This is a genomic window from Amycolatopsis sp. PS_44_ISF1 (assembly GCF_032335455.1).
In the GTDB taxonomy this organism is placed as follows: domain Bacteria; phylum Actinomycetota; class Actinomycetes; order Mycobacteriales; family Pseudonocardiaceae; genus Amycolatopsis.
In genome coordinates, this window is sequence record NZ_JANUXO010000001.1 from 1,905,819 (window position 1) to 1,922,642 (window position 16,824).

The 16,824-nt window shown below is 72.0% G+C and carries 17 protein-coding genes; 6 read left to right on the forward strand and 11 right to left on the reverse strand.

The window, feature by feature from the left end; all coding sequences use genetic code 11:
* Positions 1-24: 24 nt before the first annotated feature.
* Both NYF13_RS08650 and NYF13_RS08655 read right to left on the reverse strand, forming a co-directional pair.
* Positions 25-822 (reverse strand): ABC transporter permease, encoded by a 798-nt coding sequence (locus tag NYF13_RS08650; RefSeq protein ID WP_315655486.1) that lies wholly within the window; start codon positions 820-822, stop codon positions 25-27.
* Positions 819-1,796 (reverse strand): ATP-binding cassette domain-containing protein, encoded by a 978-nt coding sequence (locus NYF13_RS08655; protein WP_315655487.1) that lies wholly within the window; start codon positions 1,794-1,796, stop codon positions 819-821. The genes NYF13_RS08650 and NYF13_RS08655 overlap by 4 nt, the downstream gene beginning before the upstream one ends.
* Before the next feature lie 182 nt (positions 1,797-1,978).
* On the opposite strand from NYF13_RS08655, the gene NYF13_RS08660 reads away from it, so the two are divergent.
* Positions 1,979-2,944, forward strand: coding sequence for an endonuclease/exonuclease/phosphatase family protein (locus NYF13_RS08660; RefSeq protein WP_315655489.1), 966 nt, complete (start codon positions 1,979-1,981; stop codon positions 2,942-2,944).
* A gap of 85 nt (positions 2,945-3,029) precedes the next feature.
* Here the strand turns inward: NYF13_RS08660 and NYF13_RS08665 are convergent, their stop codons facing one another.
* The 3 genes from NYF13_RS08665 to NYF13_RS08675 are packed head-to-tail and all read right to left on the reverse strand — an operon-like array spanning position 3,030 to position 5,636.
* Complete coding sequence (locus NYF13_RS08665) at positions 3,030-3,860, reverse strand: Sir2 family NAD-dependent protein deacetylase (protein ID WP_315655490.1); 831 nt, start codon at positions 3,858-3,860, stop codon at positions 3,030-3,032.
* The gene (locus NYF13_RS08670) at positions 3,853-4,161 is read right to left on the reverse strand and encodes an antibiotic biosynthesis monooxygenase (protein WP_315655491.1); all 309 of its coding nucleotides are present in this window, start codon (positions 4,159-4,161) and stop codon (positions 3,853-3,855) included. Before NYF13_RS08670 ends, NYF13_RS08665 begins: the two co-directional genes overlap by 8 nt.
* A gap of 56 nt (positions 4,162-4,217) precedes the next feature.
* Positions 4,218-5,636, reverse strand: coding sequence for a M1 family metallopeptidase (locus NYF13_RS08675; protein WP_315655492.1), 1,419 nt, complete (start codon positions 5,634-5,636; stop codon positions 4,218-4,220).
* A 55-nt stretch (positions 5,637-5,691) separates the two neighbouring features.
* On the opposite strand from NYF13_RS08675, the gene NYF13_RS08680 reads away from it, so the two are divergent.
* Positions 5,692-6,453 (forward strand): alpha/beta hydrolase, encoded by a 762-nt coding sequence (locus tag NYF13_RS08680; protein WP_315655493.1) that lies wholly within the window; start codon positions 5,692-5,694, stop codon positions 6,451-6,453.
* Between the two features lie 28 nt (positions 6,454-6,481).
* On the opposite strand, the gene NYF13_RS08685 is transcribed toward NYF13_RS08680, so the two are convergent.
* The 4 genes from NYF13_RS08685 to NYF13_RS08700 all read right to left on the reverse strand — a co-directional run bounded on the left by NYF13_RS08685 (position 6,482) and on the right by NYF13_RS08700 (position 10,128).
* On the reverse strand, positions 6,482-7,435 hold the full coding sequence (locus tag NYF13_RS08685) for an N-acetylmuramoyl-L-alanine amidase (protein WP_315655494.1): 954 nt from the start codon (positions 7,433-7,435) through the stop codon (positions 6,482-6,484).
* 53 nt (positions 7,436-7,488) lie between these two features.
* Entirely contained in the window at positions 7,489-8,400 is a 912-nt protein-coding gene (locus tag NYF13_RS08690) for an A/G-specific adenine glycosylase (RefSeq protein ID WP_315655495.1), read from the reverse strand.
* 23 nt (positions 8,401-8,423) lie between these two features.
* The gene (locus tag NYF13_RS08695) at positions 8,424-8,915 is read right to left on the reverse strand and encodes a carbonic anhydrase (RefSeq protein WP_315655496.1); all 492 of its coding nucleotides are present in this window, start codon (positions 8,913-8,915) and stop codon (positions 8,424-8,426) included.
* 112 nt (positions 8,916-9,027) lie between these two features.
* Entirely contained in the window at positions 9,028-10,128 is a 1,101-nt protein-coding gene (locus NYF13_RS08700) for a LacI family DNA-binding transcriptional regulator (RefSeq protein ID WP_315655497.1), read from the reverse strand.
* 183 nt (positions 10,129-10,311) lie between these two features.
* Here NYF13_RS08700 and NYF13_RS08705 point away from each other — a divergent pair, with 183 nt between their 5' ends.
* Genes NYF13_RS08705 through NYF13_RS08715 form a run of 3 tightly spaced genes read left to right on the forward strand, consistent with a single transcriptional unit; the run spans position 10,312 to position 12,956 of the window.
* Complete coding sequence (locus tag NYF13_RS08705; protein ID WP_315655498.1) at positions 10,312-11,232, forward strand: metal ABC transporter solute-binding protein, Zn/Mn family; 921 nt, start codon at positions 10,312-10,314, stop codon at positions 11,230-11,232.
* A 20-nt stretch (positions 11,233-11,252) separates the two neighbouring features.
* The gene (locus tag NYF13_RS08710; protein ID WP_396287260.1) at positions 11,253-12,068 is read left to right on the forward strand and encodes a metal ABC transporter ATP-binding protein; all 816 of its coding nucleotides are present in this window, start codon (positions 11,253-11,255) and stop codon (positions 12,066-12,068) included.
* 3 nt (positions 12,069-12,071) lie between these two features.
* Positions 12,072-12,956: a metal ABC transporter permease gene (locus NYF13_RS08715; RefSeq protein WP_315655500.1), complete on the forward strand. Its 885-nt coding sequence runs from the start codon at positions 12,072-12,074 to the stop codon at positions 12,954-12,956.
* A gap of 7 nt (positions 12,957-12,963) precedes the next feature.
* On the opposite strand, the gene NYF13_RS08720 is transcribed toward NYF13_RS08715, so the two are convergent.
* A complete protein-coding gene (locus NYF13_RS08720; protein ID WP_315655501.1) occupies positions 12,964-14,280 on the reverse strand; it encodes an alginate O-acetyltransferase AlgX-related protein in 1,317 nt (438 codons plus the stop codon).
* Positions 14,281-14,332: 52 nt separating this feature from the next.
* Positions 14,333-15,556, reverse strand: a complete 1,224-nt coding sequence (locus NYF13_RS08725) for a DUF445 domain-containing protein (RefSeq protein ID WP_315655502.1) — start codon at positions 15,554-15,556, stop codon at positions 14,333-14,335.
* Between the two features lie 304 nt (positions 15,557-15,860).
* Here NYF13_RS08725 and NYF13_RS08730 point away from each other — a divergent pair, with 304 nt between their 5' ends.
* Positions 15,861-16,808, forward strand: a complete 948-nt coding sequence (locus NYF13_RS08730; protein WP_315655503.1) for a hypothetical protein — start codon at positions 15,861-15,863, stop codon at positions 16,806-16,808.
* Positions 16,809-16,824 lie beyond the last annotated feature (16 nt).

The window sequence follows — 16,824 nt, forward strand, 5'->3', positions numbered from 1 at the left end:
GGCAACCCCCGCTGCCGCCCCCTTTCACACCCGCCGGCGGTAGGCCCAGGTGGCCAGCGGGAAGAAGACCAGCACCGCGCCGGCCATCCAGGCCAGTGCGCCGGCGAGCGGGCCCGCGACCGGACCGCCGTTCATCAGCCCGCGCAGGGCGTTCGCCATCAGGCTGACCGGGCTGATGTCGGCCCAGGCCCGCAGCCAGCCGGGCATCGTGGCGGTGGCGACGAACACGTTGCTGCCGAAGGTCAGCGGCATGATGAACACGAACATCAGGCCCTGCGCGGCCCCCGGGGACTTCATCAGCATCCCGACGAACACCGAGCCCCAGCAGAAGCTCAGTCCGAAGGCCAGCACCAGCAGGATCGCGGCGACGAACTGGAGCGGGCCGGTCCCGATCCGGTAGCCCATGATCGTCGCGACGACCATCAGCACGGTCAGGCAGACCAGGTAGCGCACGATGTCCGCCAGCACCGCGCCGACCAGCGGCGCCGACCGGGCGATCGGCATGCTGCGGAAGCGGTCGAACACCCCCTTGGTCACGTCGGTGTTCAGCCCGACGCCGACCGACAGGCTGGCCTGCAGGATGTTCATCACGATCACGCCGGGCACGAGGCCCTGCAGGTAGTTCGAGATCGAACCGCCCAGCGCGTTGCCGAACAGGTAGGTGAACATGAGCAGGAAGATGATCGGCATCAGCGTGACGTCGGCCAGCTGCTCCGGGTTCTTCCTGATCTTCAGGATTCCGCGCCACGCCAGCGAGAGCGCGTGCTGGAGCCCCTTCACCGGGCTGATGTGCCGAGGTGGTTCCAGTGCCAGTGTCGTCACGACCGGGCCCCTTCCAATTCACGGTCCTGTGTGGACTCTGCGGTGGCGTGGCCGGTCAGCGCCAGGAACACCTCGTCGAGGCTCGGCAGGCGCAGGGCCAGTTCGTCGGAGGTGATGCCGACCTCGTCGAGCTTGCGGACCAGCGTGGACAGCAGCACCGGGTCCCCCACCGGCGCGGTCAGCAGCCCGGTGTCGTCGTCGCGCGTCGGCCGGACGCCGGTGAGCTCGCCGAGGATGCGGAACACCGCGTCCAGGTCGGCCGGCGAACTGGGCCGGACCTGCAGGGTCTGCCCGCCGACGCGCCGCTTCAGCTCGTCCGCCCGGCCGTCGGCGACCACCCGGCCGTGGTCGATCACGGTGATCTTGTCGGCCAGCTGGTCGGCCTCCTCGAGGTATTGCGTGGTGAGCAGCACCGTCGCGCCCTCGGCGACCAGGTTGCGCACCACGCCCCACACCTCGTTGCGGGCGTGCGGGTCGAGCCCGGTGGTCGGCTCGTCGAGGTAGAGCACCTCGGGCCGGCCGACCAGGCTCGCGGCCAGGTCGATCCGGCGCCGCATACCGCCGGAATAGGTGCGGACCGGGCGCTTCGCCGCGTCAGTCAGCTCGAAGCGCTCCAGCAGCTCCTTCGCCCGGGCCCGCGCATCGGCCCGGGAGTAGTCCAGCAGCCGGCCGATCAGCACCAGGTTCTCGGTGCCGTTGAGGTCCTCGTCCACGGACGCGTACTGGCCGGTGAGCCCGATCAGGCGGCGGACCCGCACCGGGTCCTCGACCACGTCGTACCCCCCGACCGTGGCGTGGCCGGCGTCCGGCTTCAGCAGCGTCGCCAGGATGCGCACGGCTGTCGTCTTGCCCGCGCCGTTCGGCCCGAGCACCCCCACCACCTTGCCGAACGGGACCTCCAGATCCACCCCGTCCAGCGCCTTCGTCTCCCCGAACCGCTTGACCAGGCCTTCCGCCCGGATCGCCTGCGACATCGTGTGCCTCCTCGTCCGCGATCGTCTGGGGGACCGCATTCCTTGCTTGAGGACGACTGTGGACCGAGTCGCTGTCAGCCCGCGCACAGCGCGCTGTCAGCCGCTGTCAGCCGCGGTGGAGGTCTGGTGGAGCAATCGTGGGTTCCCGCTCGGGGGGCGCCGGGATCGGCATACTCGAAGCCATGGCGATCAACGACGAGGTGCGGGTGCGCCGGCCGCGCAACCGGGTGGTCACCGGCTTGCTGCTGCTCGCCGGGGTGCCGTTGGCACTGGTCACGGCCTTGCGCACGGTCGGTTACGACGGTGGCTGGTACACGCTGGTGCTGCTCTCGCTCACGCCGTACGCCGTGGTCTACGGGTTGGTGCTCGGCGGGCTGGCGCTCGGGCTGCGCCGCCGGTGGACGGGCGGGATCGCGCTGGCCCTGGCGGTCCTGCTGGCGGTCTTCGTCATCCCGCGGGCGCTGGCCGGCGAGCCGCCGGCCGCCACCGGCAAGACCCTGCGGGTGATGTCGTCGAACCTCTACCTCGGCCGGGCCGATCCGCAGGCGGTCGTGCGGCTGGTCCGGGACCACCGGGTCGACGTGCTCGACCTGCTGGAGATGACCCCGGCCGCGGTCGCCGGACTGGACCGGGCCGGACTGTTCACGCTGCTGCCGAACCGCGTGCTGCACCCGGACTCGGGCGCGAACGGCTCCGGCATCGTTTCGCGCTTCCCCCTCACCGAGGAGAACTACGCCGGCGACTCCGCGGCCAAGCAGCCCGGCGCGCTGGCCGACCTGGGCGACGGGGTCACGGTGGAGCTGGTCGCGGCGCACCCGCTTTCGCCGGACAGCGGCTCGGACGAGTGGGAGGCCCAGATCAAGGACCTCTCCCGCGCGGCCGGCGAGCACGGGCTGCGCATCCTGGCCGGCGACTTCAACGCGACGCTCGACCACGCCGCCCTCCGGACGGTGCTCTCCCGCGGCTACCAGGACGCGGCCGACCAGCGCGGCGAGGGGCTGCGGCCCACCTGGCCGGCCGGTCACGCCCCGCTGGTCACCCTGGACCACGTGCTGGTCGACCGGCGGGCCGCGGTGCGGGACTACGACGTGCTGGACGTGCCCGGGACCGACCACCGCGCGGTCTACTCGGAGGTGCAACTGCCCTGAGCGTCGAGCTGAGGCCGGTGGAGCCCGGAGGAGTTCCCGAGGAACGGGTTCGTCGTCGAGGGCGGGCCGGGGCCGCCGCCGCACCTCAACCGAGGCGAAGCAGTGTCTCCAGCGCCCCGGCCGCGATCGGCACGCCCCGGCCGTGCCGGATCCGGGGCTCGCGCGGGTTGATCCGGACCAGCGCGCCGTTCGCGGCGCTGGCCAGCTCGGCGTACCGGCGGACGGTCGGCACGGCCTGCCCGGCCCCCAGCTCGACCACCACCAGGTCCCGGTTCGCCCGCCGCCACGCGGTCAGCTCGTCGAGCTGCTCCTGGCTGCGGTGCGGCACCCAGGAGGAGTCGCCGAACATCAGGATGTTGGGCCGGGCCGGGCCGCCGCAGTGCGGGCACGAAGGCAGCGGCGGCCGGGCGCGCATCGTCGCCTCGTCGACCGCGACGTCCACATCGGACGCCGGCCAGATCTCGTCCGTGCAGCCGTCCAGGCACTGCAGGTGGTGGATCGAGCCGTGCGCCTCGGCCACCCGCGGGAAGCCGGCGGCCTGGAACTGACCGTCCACATTGGAGGTGAACACCCGGACCCCGCCGGGCTTGGCCTCGCCCCACTCGCGCAGCCGCCCGAAGCCGCGGTGGGGCACGGTTCGCCGGTACAGCGCGAGCCGGTGTCCGTAGAAGCCCCACGCCAGCTCGGGGTCTTCGGCGAAGTGCCGTGGGTCGGCCAGCTCCTCGAAGCTCAGCCCGAGGCCGGCGTAGGGCGGGTAGGCCCGCCAGAACCCCTCGCCGCCCCGGAAATCGGGCAGCCCGGAATCCACGCCCATCCCGGCGCCGGCGCAGACGAGCAGCGCGCCGGCGCCGTGGATCAGCTCGGCCGCCTGGTTCAGCGGAGCGGTTCCGGCCGGGCGGGAGCGTTCGTCACTCACCCGGCTTGGACGCCTGGACCACCTCGAACTCCAGCAGGTTCGCACCGGAGGAGACCGGCTTCGCCCGCTCGCCCGCGTGGGCCTCTCGCGCCGGGCCGGCCGCCCAGGCCTGGTAAGCCTCTTCCGTCTCCCACTTCGTGTACACGAAGTAGCGCGTTTCGCCGGAGACCGGGCGGAGGAGTTCGAAGCCGAGGAAGCCGGCTTGGCCGTCGACTGCGTGCAGCCGTGCGGCGAAGCGCTTCTCCAGTTCGGGGCCGGCGCCCTCGGGGACCTCGATTGCGTTGATCTTGACCACTGCCATGCCCCCAGACTACTGATCCGGGGCCGCGCGGGTTCGGGATCGAGGTGGCGGCTCGATCAGGGGTGCAGGGAGCCGGGGTGGAGATCGGCGTCGACCGGCCGGTTCGCGCCCCGGAACCAGTCGTCGACGAACGCGGTCAGGTTCTGCCCACTGAGCCGGGACACGAGCTGTTCGAACTGGTCCCAGGTCGCGTTGCCGTGGCGGTGCTCGGCCGGCCACTCGCGCAGCAGCCGGTCGAACGCGGGTTCGCCCATCCGCCGCCGCAGCGCGTGCAGGGCGAGGATGCCCTTGTCGTAGACGCCTTCGAACTCGTGGCCGGCCCCCATCCCGGTGAGCTTGCGGCTCCAGAACGAGCTGCTGTCGTGGGTGATCTCGACGGCCGCGCGGTAGCGGTCGTCGAGGTTGTCGCCCTCGCGCTCGGCCCAGAGCCACTGCGCGTACGACGCGAAGCACTCGCTCAGGCAGATATCGGACCAGGACTCGAGCGAGACCGAGTCGCCGAACCACTGGTGCGCGTTCTCGTGCACCAGGGTGAGCACCTCGGCCCACTTCGCGTAGGTCGGGCGCGTCTGCGTTTCCAGCGAGAAGTGGAGGTCCTCGTTGAGGTAGATCCCGCCGGCCGCGCTCTGCGGGTACGGGTCGAACTTGCCGGACAGGAAGGCCAGGACGTCGGGCAGCTGGCTCCCGGTCCCCTCGCGGGCCTCGGCGCCCGGCGCGTACGCGGACACCACCGGTGTGCCGTCCGGCAGGGTGGAACGTTCGACGGTGAACTTGTCGATCGCGATCGTGGTGAGGTAACTGGCGATCGGGTTCGGCTCGGTCCAGGTGGTCGTGGTCTGCCCGGCGGCCGTCGAGCTGCCCCGCTCACGGCCGTTGGAGATGACCGTCCAGCCGGCCGGCACGTGCGCGGTGAGGGTGAAGGTGGCCTTGTCCCGGGGGGTTTCGTTGACCGGGAACCAGAACGCGGCCGAATGCGGTTCACCCACCACGTAGGCGCCGCCGTCGGCCGAGCGGCTCCAGCCGGTCTCACTGCCGCCTTCGTGCGCGGACTTCGACGGGTCGCCGCCGTAGCGGACGCGGGTGTGGAACGTCGTCCCCGCGCGCAGTGGTGACGGCGGCGTGACGACCAGCTTGAGCGCCCCGTCCCGGCTGAACCGCGCGGGCTTCCCGTCGACCTCGACCGACCGCACGTCGAGGCCACGCAGGTCGAGGTCGAAGCGGCTGAGGTCCTGGGTCGCCCTCGCGGTCACCGTGGTGTCGCCGTCGAGGTGCCCGGCGGCCGGGTCGTAGCCGACGCCGACGTGGTAGTCCAGCGCGTCGTACCCGCCGTTGCCGTCGCCCGGGTAGTACGGGTCGCCGGCGCTCGCGGCGCCGGGCGAGGGGTGCATCGGCGGTGGATCGTCGGTACTGCACGCGGGCAGCGCGAGCACGCCGGTGAGGGCGAGGACGGCGAGTCGGCGGCTGCGGCGCATCATCCCACCCTAGGGGCACCGATGTGATTGGGTGGCGGTCGAGCGGGCGGGAGACACCATGCGACCAGGGCTGATCCACTTCGGCGGCGAGACCGGCACGGGCGTGTCGGTGCTGTTGCTGCACGGGCTGATGGGCCGGGCCCGGACCTGGTGGCGGGTCGCGCAGTGGCTCAAGCCCTACGGCGAGGTGTACGGCCTCGACGCGCGGGGGCACGGCCGCGCGCCGCGCACCGGGCCGTGGACCACGGAGCAGTTCACCGCCGACGTGGCCGAGGTGCTGGACGGGATCGGCCCGAGCGTGCTGATCGGGCACTCCATGGGCGGACTGCACGCGTGGGCGACGGCGGCGGCCCACCCGGGTTTGGTGCGCGCCGTGGTCAGCGAGGACTTCGCGCCCGACCAGCGCGGCCGCACCGTGGAGACCTGGCGGGGCTACTTCGAGAGCTGGCCGGCGGCGTTCGAGTCGCTCGCGCACGTCCGCGAGTTCTTCGGCCCGGCGGGCGACTACTTCACCGAGTGCGTCGAGGAGCGCGAGGACGGTTATCACCTGATCGCCGAGCTGGAGGACCTCTACGGGATCGCCGCCGAATGGGGCCGCCGGGACTACTGGTCCATTGTGGACGCGATTCGCTGCCCGCTGCTGGTCGTGGAGGGCGAGGACACGGCCATGCCGGCGGGCCAGCAGGCGGCCCTCGCGCAGCGGGTGCCGGGCGCGCGCCACCTCGTCGTCCCCGGTTCGGCGCACCGGCCGCACGCCGAGGCACCGGAGACCTACCGCGGGGCGGTGGAGGCGTTCCTGTCCGGGCTCCCCGGTGAGTGACCAGGACGGTGCCGGTCGTCCCCGGTCCTCATGAGCCCAGTTCGGTCCGCCAGGCCGCCGCCGAGCGTCCGGACGGTACGAGCAGCGGCCAGACGTCCGAGCCGAGGAAGCCGGATTCGTCGGCCGCTCGCGCCGCCGTGCAGCTGTCCCGGGAGAGCCCGTGCGCGGCGGCCAGCGTGGCCACGGCGTCCTTCGTGGACGGGCCGAACACCCCGTCGGCCGGCACACCGAAGCCCGCGGCCCGCAGGAAGGTCTGCGCGGTTCGCACCTTCGGTCCGGTGTCGCCGGGTTTGAGCAGCGGCCACTCCGGCGCGTCCGCGCGCGACACGGCCACGCCCAGCACCCCGCCGACGGCCTTGCGCAGCTCCGGGAGCCGGTTGTAGAGCACCTGGCCGCAGCACTCGGTGGAGTTGAAGTCGCGGTGGCCCTTGATGAAGTCCGGGGTGATGCCGTACTGGCCGGCGATGTAGGCGATCAGCCCGACCAGCGAATTCCACAGCGCCGCCGGCACGTCGACGCTGGTGTAGAGGCCCTCGTTCTCGATGCCCAGGCATTCGCTGTTGTGGTTGCCCACGTTCGCGCCCTGCACGTGCTGCCGGCCGCCGCGCAGGATCTCCAGGCTGCGGTGCCGCCCCTCGGTGACGTAGCCGCCGCGGCTGTTCGTGAACTGCTGGCCGGTGTCGATCCAGCCCCGGGTGTCCATGTGCAGGTTCTGGATGTCGCGCGAGATCTGCAGCGCGTGGGCCAGCGAGTAGTCGGTGTTGTTGCCCGGGTCGACGGTGTGGTGCACCACGATGTAGGTCGGCTTGTGGTTCTCCACCACGATCGGGCCGGTCGCGGGCCGGGCGTTCCACTCCGTGGTCGGATGGATGTCGGGCCCGGCCACGGCCGGTCCGGCGGCGTTCGCGGTGCGCGCGGCGGCCAGGCCCAGCGCCCCCACCGCGGTGGCCGTGAGCACGGCGCGACGAGTCGGCTCACCCATGTGGCATCCCTCCGCCGGAATCGGGTCGGGGGAAAGCTAACCCGGCGGCAAGATCATGACAACTTTTCACCGGCTTTTGGCCTAACGCGTGAGTGTTCCCCGGGAAGGGAGAACAGCCCGGCGTCGGTCTGCTCCAGCAGGCCGTCGGTCAGCAGGGAGTCGAGGCACCGGTCGCGTTGCCCGGCCTCGGGCCAGACCAGGTCGAGCCGGTCCTTCTCCACCGGACCCGCGCTGCCGCGCAGCACGTCGAGCAGCAGCCCGCGCACCTGCCGGTCGGTGCCCGCGAACTTCTGCACGGGTTTGGCCGGCCCGGCGTAGGCGGGCCGGCCGGCGTGCTGCCAGGCGCAGTCGGAGTAGATCGGGCAGTCGGCGCAGCGGGGCGAGCGCGCGGTGCAGATCAGCGCGCCCAGCTCCATCAGAGCGGCCGACATCTTCGCCGCGGGCGCGTCCTCGGCCGGCAGCAGCACCTCCACGTCGGCCAGGTCACGGGTGGTGGACGCCGGTCCGGCGTCCCCCGCGCCGTGCACGGCCCGGGCGACCACGCGGCGCACGTTCGTGTCCACCACCGGCGCCCGCAGGCCGTAGGCGAAGGCCGCCACCGCCCGCGCGGTGTACGCGCCGATGCCCGGCAGCGCCAGGAGAGTGTCCACATCGGACGGGACCACGTCGCCGTGCTCGGCCGCGACCACCGTGGCCGCCGCGTGCAGCCGCAGCGCCCGGCGCGGGTAGCCGAGCTTGCCCCAGGCCCGCACCACCTCGCCGGTGGTCTCCGCGGCCAGCGAAGAGGGCAGCGGCCAGCGCGCCATCCACTCCAGCCAGATCGGCTGCACCCGGGCGACCGGCGTCTGCTGCAGCATGATCTCGCTGACCAGCACGCCCCAGGCCGTGCACTCGGGCTCCCGCCACGGCAGGTCCCGCCCGTGCGTGGAGAACCAGTCCAGCATCACATCCGCGTCCACAGCCACCCGGACATTGAAGCCGACGCGGTTCACGCCACCTCGGTCAGGCTCCCCGTCTTCACGTCGTAGACGAAACCGCGCACGTTGTCGGTGTGGGGCAGGAAGTCGCTGCGCCGCACCCGCTCCATCGAGACCCGCACGCTGTCCTCGACCTTGCGGAAGGCCTCCACCGACCAGGTCGGGCGCAGTCCGCTGGCCTGCTCCAGCTCGTCCTTGAAGTCGTCCTCGGTCACCATCGACAGGCCGCATTCGGTGTGCTGCACGATCAGCACCTCGCGCGTGCCGAGCTTGCGCTGGGACAGCGCCAGCGAGCGGATCATGTCGTCGGTGACCACGCCGCCGGCGTTGCGCAGCACGTGGGACTCACCCTGGATCAGGCCGAACACCTCGAACACCCGCACCCGCGCGTCCATGCAGGTCAGGATGGCCACCTGCAGCGAAGGCTTGGGCGAGGAGCGGTCGCCGGGCACGACGTTGCCGAGCTGCTGGTTGCGCTTGAGCAGGACTTCGATCGAGGTCATGGTCATCCTCCGGCCACAGGTCCCCGACTACGCGGGCGGTAGACCCCATCGAACCCGGCCGGGGGCCGCGGCACAATGCGATAATCGCCATGTCACGGTCCGTCCGGGGGGTTCAGCCGCCGAACCAGGGCTCCTCGACCGTGCGCGGCGGCGCCGAGGTCCGGCCGATCTGCAGCTCGGTGGGCAGGGTGATCACCTTCGGCCCGACCCGCTCGGCCGAGCCGAGCAGCAGCCGTCCGGCCACCTTGCCCTTCTCCAGCACGGGCTGGTGCACGGTGGTGAGCCCGGAGCGCTCGGCTTCGGAAATGCCGTCGAAGCCGGTGACGGTGAGGTCCAGCGGCACCCGCAGGCCACGGCGCTCGGCCTCGGCCAGCGCGCCCAGGGCCAGGATGTCGGAGGTGCAGATCACGGCGGTGACCTGCGGGTAGGCGTCGAGCAGCTGGCGGGCACCGGAAGCGCCGTCGTCCACCGTGTGGTCGAAGCGCTCGACCACCGGGACGCCGGCCCAATCGACCCCGGCGGCGGAGAACGCCACGGCCAGCGCCTCCAGGCGGGTGCGCTGCACGTGGAAGTGGGCGCCGCTCTGGCGCTGCGGGTCGACGAAGTCGTCGTTGCGCTCGCGGGCCAGGCGCATGCAGAGGACCCCGACCTGGCGGTGGCCGAGGGCGACGAGGTGCTCGGCCAGCTCGGTCACGGCGGCGGCGTCGTCCGGGCCGACCCGGTCCACGCCCTCGACCCGGGGCTGGTCGATGATCACCGTGGGCACGGGTCTTTCCAGCACCGCGGCCAGGTGGGGGTCGTCGTCCGGCACGGAGTAGACGACGAAACCGTCGACCCCGGCGCGGTGCACGGCGGCGACGTCCTCACGGCCGGGGCTCGCGGGCACCAGGTGCAGGCCGACCCCGGCGTCCTCGCAGGCCAGCGCCAGGCCCTCCAGCACGCCGACGGCGGCCGGGTCGCGGAAGGCGTACGACAGGTTTTCGGTGAGCAGCAGACCAACGGCGCCCGCTTTGCGCGTGCGCAGTGACCGGGCGACCGGATCGGGACCGGGGTAGCCGAGCCGCCGCGCGGTCTCGAGGACCCGGCGGCGCAGCTCCGGGGACAGCTGGTCCGGCCGGTTGTAGGCGTTGGAAACGGTGGTCCTGGACACCCCGAGTTCCGCCGCGAGCGACGCCAGTGTCGCCTGCCTCCGGGTGCGAATAGGACGTCCCATCAGCAAACCGTAACGGTTCAGATCGTTTTCCTGAAGCGACACCCCTGTGGTGAGGGTCTCGATCCGCACAGTAACAACGGGCGGTCGCGGCACCCGGTCGAGCGCGTGCTTCACACGGATGGGGTAAAGTGAATCTGACAACGGTTTCCATTAACAACTCGGCTCGACCCAGGAGAGTGCTCGATGAGTTCCCGCCACACCAGGAGCGTGCTCGCCGCCGCTTCGGTTCTGACCTTGTTCGCACTCAGCGCCTGCTCCGGCACCGACGCACCGGCCGGCTCCAGCTCCGGTTCCGGTCCGGGTTCGGCCGAGGTGATCAAGGCGGTCGCCGCCACGGATGTGTGGGGCAGCGTGATCACCGCGGTCGGCGGGGACAAGGTGCAGGTCAAGTCGATCATCCACGACCCGTCGGCCGATCCGCACTCCTACGAGTCGACCGCCGAGGACGCGCTCGCGGCGCAGAACGCCCAGCTCACCGTGGCCAACGGCGGCGGCTACGACAACTTCTTCGACAAGCTGACCGGCCAGGCGACCGGGGCCAAGAAGCTCATCGCCTACGACATCGCCGCGACCGGCGACGAGAACGAGCACGTCTGGTACGACCTGCCCGGCGTCGAGAAGGTGGCCGACCAGGTGGCGGGGGCCCTCGGCGACATCCAGCCCGCGTCCAAGCAGCTCTTCCAGGACAACGCCACCAAGTTCAAGGGCCAGGTCGACGGACTGCTGAAGAAGGCGGCCGACCTCGGCGCGGCGCACCCGGGCACCAAGGTGGTGGTGACCGAACCGGTCGCGCACTACCTGCTGGGCAGCGCCAAGATCACCGACGCCACGCCCAAGGCGTTCTCCGACGCGGTGGAGAACGACACCGACGTGCCCGCCGCGGCCGTCAGCGAGTTCACCCAGCTGATCAAGGCCAAGCAGGTCAAGGCGCTGATCAACAACGTGCAGACGGTCACCCCGCTGACCCAGCAGGTGGCGGCCGAAGCCAAGTCCTCCGGGGTCGCCGTGGTCGACGTGGCCGAGACGCTGCCGGCCGGTGTCACGGGTTACATTGACTGGATGACCAAGGAAGTGGACTCGCTGTCCACGGCGCTGAACAGCTGATGTCCGCCGCCCTGTCGCCGATGCCGCCCGCCGTCCGCGTCCGCGGGGCGGGGCTGGCCTTCGGCCGCCGCACCCTGTGGTCGGGTCTCGATCTCGACGTCGAGCCGGGCGAGTTCGTCGCCGTCCTCGGCCCCAACGGCTCCGGCAAGAGCAGCCTGCTCAAAGCGCTGCTCGGCATGCAGGGGCTGTCCTCGGGCAGCGTGGAGATCGCCGGCGGGCGCCCGGGCGGGGCCAACCGCAAGGTCGGCTACATCCCGCAGCAGCGCGCGATCGACGAAGCGCTGACCCTGCGCGGGGTCGACCTCGTCGGCCTCGGCCTCGACGGGCACCGCTGGGGACCGGGACTGTTCGGCCACGGGGCCCGGCGGCGTCGCGTGGCTGAGGCGATCGAGGCGGTCGGCGGCACGGCTTACGCGCGCCAGCCGGTCGGCCGGCTCTCCGGCGGTGAGCAGCAGCGGTTGCGGGTGGCGCAGGCGCTGGTCGGTGACCCGTCCGTGCTGCTGTGCGACGAGCCGTTGCTCTCGCTCGACCTGGCGCACCAGCGCGCGGTGAGCGAGCTGATCGACCGTCGCCGCCGGGAGGCCGGCACCGCCGTGTTGTTCGTGACCCACGAGATCAACCCGGTGCTGGCGTTCGTCGACCGCGTGCTGTACCTGGTGAACGGGCAGTTCCGCGTCGGCAAACCGGACGAGGTGATGAACACCGAGGCGCTGTCCGAGCTGTACGGAACCCGGATCGAGGTGCTCCGCGTCGGCGGGCAGATCCACATCGCCGGCGCGCAGAGCGCGCTGTGCGAGGAAGAACCGCACCACCACGAACAGGAAGCTGTGGGCTGAGTTGTGGACGGCATGTTCGACTTCGCCAAGACCTGGCAGCTGATCGTCGCGCTGCCGAGCGTGCAGACCGCGCTCATCGCCGCCGCCGTGCTCGGGCTGGTCGCGGGGATCCTCGGCCCGCTGATCGTGATGCGGCGGATGTCCTTCGCCGTGCACGGCACTTCGGAGCTGGCGTTCACCGGCGCGGCGGGCGCCCTGCTGATCGGCGTCGGCGTGGAGTACGGCGCGCTGGCCGGTGCCGTGGTCGCGGCCCTGCTGCTCGGCATCCTCGGCACCCGCGACGCCGACCGCGACTCCGTGATCGGCGTGATCCTGTCCTTCGGCCTCGGCCTGGGCGTGCTGCTGCTGTCGTTCTACAAAGGACGGTCGGCGAACAAGTTCGGCATCCTGACCGGGCAGATCATCACCGTGGACAGCACCAACCTGACCGCGCTGGTGATCTCGGCCGCGGCCGTGCTGCTGGTGCTCGCGGGGGTGTACCGCCCGCTGCTGTTCGCCAGCGTGGACCGCAACGTCGCCGTCGCGCGCGGCGTGCCGGTGAAGACGCTGACCGTGGTGTTCGCCCTGCTGGTGGGGGTCTCGACGGCGCTGAGCGTGCAGATCGTCGGCTCGCTGCTGGTGGTCGCGCTGATGGTGACCCCGGCCGCGGCCGCCGCCCGCGTCACGGCCAGCCCGCTGCGCGCCACGGTGCTTTCGGTGGTCTTCGCGGAGGTCGCCGCCCTCGGCGGGATCGTGCTGTCGCTGGCCCCGGGCAAACCGGTGAGCGCCTTCGTCACCGCGATCTCGTTCCTGATCTACCTGGTCTGCCGCGTGATCGCCTGGGCCCGCGACCGCCGCACCGGCGTCCGCACCGCCGGCGTCGAACCGGTGCCGGTGCCGGTCGGCTGAGCGGGCTTCAGCGCACCGGGTGCGCCGCCAGCGCCGCCTTCACCGCCGCGATGAACCCGTCGTCGGTGAACGGGACCAGGCCGCCCGCGACGTTGCGCTCCACCGCCTCCAGGACGACCACCCGCGAGTTGACGAACTGCTCCACCGCACCGGCCTGCGGGGTCTTGTCGGTGGAGTAGGCCAGGTAGGTCAGGTTGGTGAACGCCGCGTCGAGGTAGCGCGAGGACGCCATGCTGAAGGAATCGCCGTAGATCAGGGTCGGCTGGTTCACCGTGCCCACGAGCGGGGCGGACCGGCGCGGCACCGGCTGGTCGATGGTGCCGATGAACCCGGTCGTGCGGTCGGTGACGCCGTCCGGGCGCAGGCTGTACTGCGTGTTCGTCTTCACGCCCGACTTGCCCAGCAACAGCGGCAGGTCGGCCAGCGCGTCGTACTGGCCGGCCGGGGCGGACGTCCAGGTGCCGGTGCTGCCCGGCTGCACGGCCTCGGCCAGCGCACGGGTGAGGACGAGCCCGCCTTCGTCGCGCCAGTGCGTGTCGTTGGGCGCGTAGATCGGGTGGCCGACGCGAGCCGCGGACGCCGCCAGCGCCGGGCGCAGGTCCAGCGAGTGACCGGTGGTGGTCATCTTGTACCAGTCGTTCGGCGCGGCGGCCTGCGAGCACTCCTTGCCCGGGTAGCTGCCGGGCAGGAACTGCGGCACCATCGTCGACTTGTCCGGCGCGACCACGAACTCGAACTTGCGGCCGGACGCCTCCACCGCTTCGCGCAGCTCGTTGATCTTCTTCAGCGTGGTGTCGAGGTCCTGCGTCGGCGTGCACTTGCCTTCGGCGTCGTAGCCGTAGTACAGCCAGCCGTCGAGGCCCTGCACCACCTTGCGGTAACCGGCCTGGTTGCTGCCGGGCAGGCTCGGCTCCGGGCCCGCGTTGGGCGCGCCGGGCTGCTGCAGCGGCGGTGCCGGGATCGGGCCCGCGCTGGCGGCCGGGCCCTGGTCGAGCGGGGCGTCCTCGCCGAAGAGCGAGCGGCTGATGCCGTCGGCGGCCTCGATCGCCCCGGCCCGGAACGAGAGCTGGTCGGTGGCCCAGGCCGGCAAGTCGGTGAAGAAGTCGAAGCCGCCGGACAGGCTCGGGAAGCCCGCGAGCTTGTGGTTCTCGATCTCGCCCGGCCGGACCCCGAACACCCACAGCAGCGTCGGCGTGGTGAAGAACAGCAGCGCGGCGACCAGCGCGGTCAGCTGCCGCCGCCCGTGGCGCGGCCGGTGGAGCGCGTGTTCACGGGGCAGGTAGGCCTCGTGCACGGCGGGCAGCGGCTGGGGTTCGGACGGCACGCGTCCACGGTAGCCACTTCGGGTGAACCCGGTGCGGGCAACCGCCGAAAACTCAGCCGAGCATGAGCAGCACCTGCAGCTCGCCGACCAGGAAGCCGATCACCCCGCCGACCGCGATCAGCTTCCACTCGTCCTGCCGGAACGCCGGGCGCAACAGGCCCTCGAACTCCAGCGGGGTCAGCGCGAGCATCCGCTGCTCCACCATCTTCGCCACGTCCATCGCCTCGGTCAGGTAGCCCTCGGCGTACCGGACGGTCAGCGGCAGGTCGCTCAGCGCCCGCGTCGCCGCCGCGTGCTTCATCTCCTGCAGCCGCCGCCCGCCCACGGCCAGCGCCAGCACCGGCTTCGCGACGCTGGCCTGCTCGTCCACGGCGTGCCCGACCGCCCGCTCGACCATCGCCACCAGCCGGTCGGACTTCGGGCCGCGCAGCAGCGCTTCGAGCAGGTTCGGCACGGTGAGCACCTCGTTGGCGATCAGCTCGCCGTACTGCCGGGCGACCTCGGCGCGGCGGCGCTGGAACTTGCCCTGCAGGATCACCCGGCCCACGCGCACCGGCTCCCGCGGCACGAAGATCAGCTTGATCGCCAGCCAGTCGGTGAACAGCCCGATGCAGCCGCCGAACACCGGCAGCACGAGGGGTTCGCGGGTGAGCGCCCAGACGATGGCCTGGACCAGCCCGAGCCCGAAGCCGAAGAAGATCCCGGCGCGGGCGATGAAGGTCATCTCCGGCCGTGAGGTCTCCCGGATCAGCCGGACCAGCAGGGCCTTGTCGCGGGTCAGCCGCTCGACCGTCATGTGCCGGACGTCGAGGACCTCCTCCAGGTTGCCGCGCACCTCGTCGAGGAACTCCTGCACCAGCCGCGGGGCCGAGGACTGCACCTGCTTGATCAGCATCTCCTGCGCCAGCGTCGGCAGCACCTCCCACAGCCGGGGGTGGTGCTCCTCCAGCACGTCGCGCGCGATGCCGTCGACGGCGCGCAGCAGCGGCTGCTCCAGCTCGCGGGTGATGATCACCGGGTCGATCTGGCCGACCACCTCGTTGATGTCGAGCAGGTTCGCGGTGAGCAGGTCGGTGGCGACCGCGGCCATCCGCCCGCCGTGCTTCGGGACCACGCCCTGCCAGCCCAGGAACGGTTTGATCCCGACGAACTCCAGCGGCCGGAACATCATCTCGATCGCGACGCGCTTGGTCACGTAGCCGATCAGCGCGGCGATGAAGGGCATCGTGGCGTACACCGGCCAGTGCCGCGCGAGGTCGTCCAGGACCGCGTCCACCCGGCCTCCTCCCACCTCCGCCGGACGAACCGTATCGCACCGGCAGGGGTTCGGTGCGGTAGCCGCAACGCCGGGCGCCGCCGCAATTCCCCTTCCCGCGGATCCGGTCATTTCCGGACGGCGGCCGGGTTCGTTTCCCGAAATCGTTTCGGGTCGGCCGCGACCCGTAATCGCGTCGGGCGCTTCACGGGCCGGTGCGCCGCGATGCCGCCGAGGATGCCATGCGTGACGGGGGGTTGGGCGCTTCGTAGTGCAGCCGTTTGGCGGTACGCGCCGAAGGACCCCGGCTCACTAAGGTGGCCCGATGGCCGCGCCCGAGAAGTCCGAGCCCACCCCGAAGAGCGCCCCCTTCGCCGCCGCGGTCAGGGGCTACGACAAGCGACAGGTGGACGAGCGGCTCACCGAGCTCGGCCGTGAGCTGAAAGAGGCCGCCCGCAGCCGCGACGAGGCGATCGCGACGTCCGGCGAGTTGTCCAAGGCGCTGGGTTATGCGCAGAGCGAGCTCACCGAGACCAAGGCCGCGCTGGTCCGCCTGAGTTCGAGTCCTTCCGGCGCCGGTGCGATGGCCGAGCGCGTCCGCATGATGATGCAGCTGGCCGAGGAGGAGATCGACGACCTCCGCACCGCCGCCGAGGCCGATGCGGCCTCCACCCGCTCCGAAGCCGACAAGTACGCCCACGAGACCCAGCGTGCCGCGGAGAAGGCGGCGAAGGACGCCGAAGCCGAACGCGAGCGACTGCGGGCCGAGGCCGAGGCGGACATCGAATCCCGCAGGGCCGCTGCGGACGCGGAAATCGAATCGCGGACCGCGGCTGCCGACCGAGCCCGCACGGAGGCGGACGAGACCGCCACCGCAGCCCGCGCCGCAGCCGACGAAGCCGCCGCCACGGCCCGCGCTTCGGCCGACGAGGCCGCGGAAACCACCGCCGCCACCCAACGCGCCGAAGCCGACCGCCGGGCCGCCGAAGAGATCGCGGCCAAGAAGTCCCAGGCCGACGCCGCGCTCGCGGACGCCCAGCAGAAGCAGGCCGAGGCGACCGAGCAGCGCACCCAAGCCCTGGCGCTGCGCACGAAGGTCGCCGACCGCCTGGCCGCCACCGACGCCGCCGTCCAGGAAGCCATCCGCCTCCTCGCCCCGTCCGAAGACGCGCCGGATCCTGCGCCGAAGTCCGGCGACGCGCCGGATCCTGCGCCGAAGACTGGCGACGCGCCGTCGCCCCGGCCCCGGTCCTCCGAGCCGGCCGCCCGTTGACGGATCCCATGATGTC

Excerpts from the sequence above, each read along its gene's own strand:
- NYF13_RS08700 (WP_315655497.1), bottom strand. The coding sequence starts at position 10,128 with ATGGGACGTCCTATTCGCACCCGGAGGCAGGCGACACTGGCGTCGCTC.
- NYF13_RS08675 (WP_315655492.1), bottom strand. The coding sequence starts at position 5,636 with ATGATGCGCCGCAGCCGCCGACTCGCCGTCCTCGCCCTCACCGGCGTG.
- NYF13_RS08705 (WP_315655498.1), top strand. The coding sequence starts at position 10,312 with ATGAGTTCCCGCCACACCAGGAGCGTGCTCGCCGCCGCTTCGGTTCTG.
- NYF13_RS08680 (WP_315655493.1), top strand. The coding sequence starts at position 5,692 with ATGCGACCAGGGCTGATCCACTTCGGCGGCGAGACCGGCACGGGCGTG.
- NYF13_RS08685 (WP_315655494.1), bottom strand. The coding sequence starts at position 7,435 with ATGGGTGAGCCGACTCGTCGCGCCGTGCTCACGGCCACCGCGGTGGGG.
- NYF13_RS08730 (WP_315655503.1), top strand. The coding sequence starts at position 15,861 with ATGGCCGCGCCCGAGAAGTCCGAGCCCACCCCGAAGAGCGCCCCCTTC.
- NYF13_RS08670 (WP_315655491.1), bottom strand. The coding sequence starts at position 4,161 with ATGGCAGTGGTCAAGATCAACGCAATCGAGGTCCCCGAGGGCGCCGGC.
- NYF13_RS08660 (WP_315655489.1), top strand. The coding sequence starts at position 1,979 with ATGGCGATCAACGACGAGGTGCGGGTGCGCCGGCCGCGCAACCGGGTG.
- NYF13_RS08710 (WP_396287260.1), top strand. The coding sequence starts at position 11,253 with ATGCCGCCCGCCGTCCGCGTCCGCGGGGCGGGGCTGGCCTTCGGCCGC.
- NYF13_RS08695 (WP_315655496.1), bottom strand. The coding sequence starts at position 8,915 with ATGACCTCGATCGAAGTCCTGCTCAAGCGCAACCAGCAGCTCGGCAAC.
- NYF13_RS08655 (WP_315655487.1), bottom strand. The coding sequence starts at position 1,796 with ATGTCGCAGGCGATCCGGGCGGAAGGCCTGGTCAAGCGGTTCGGGGAG.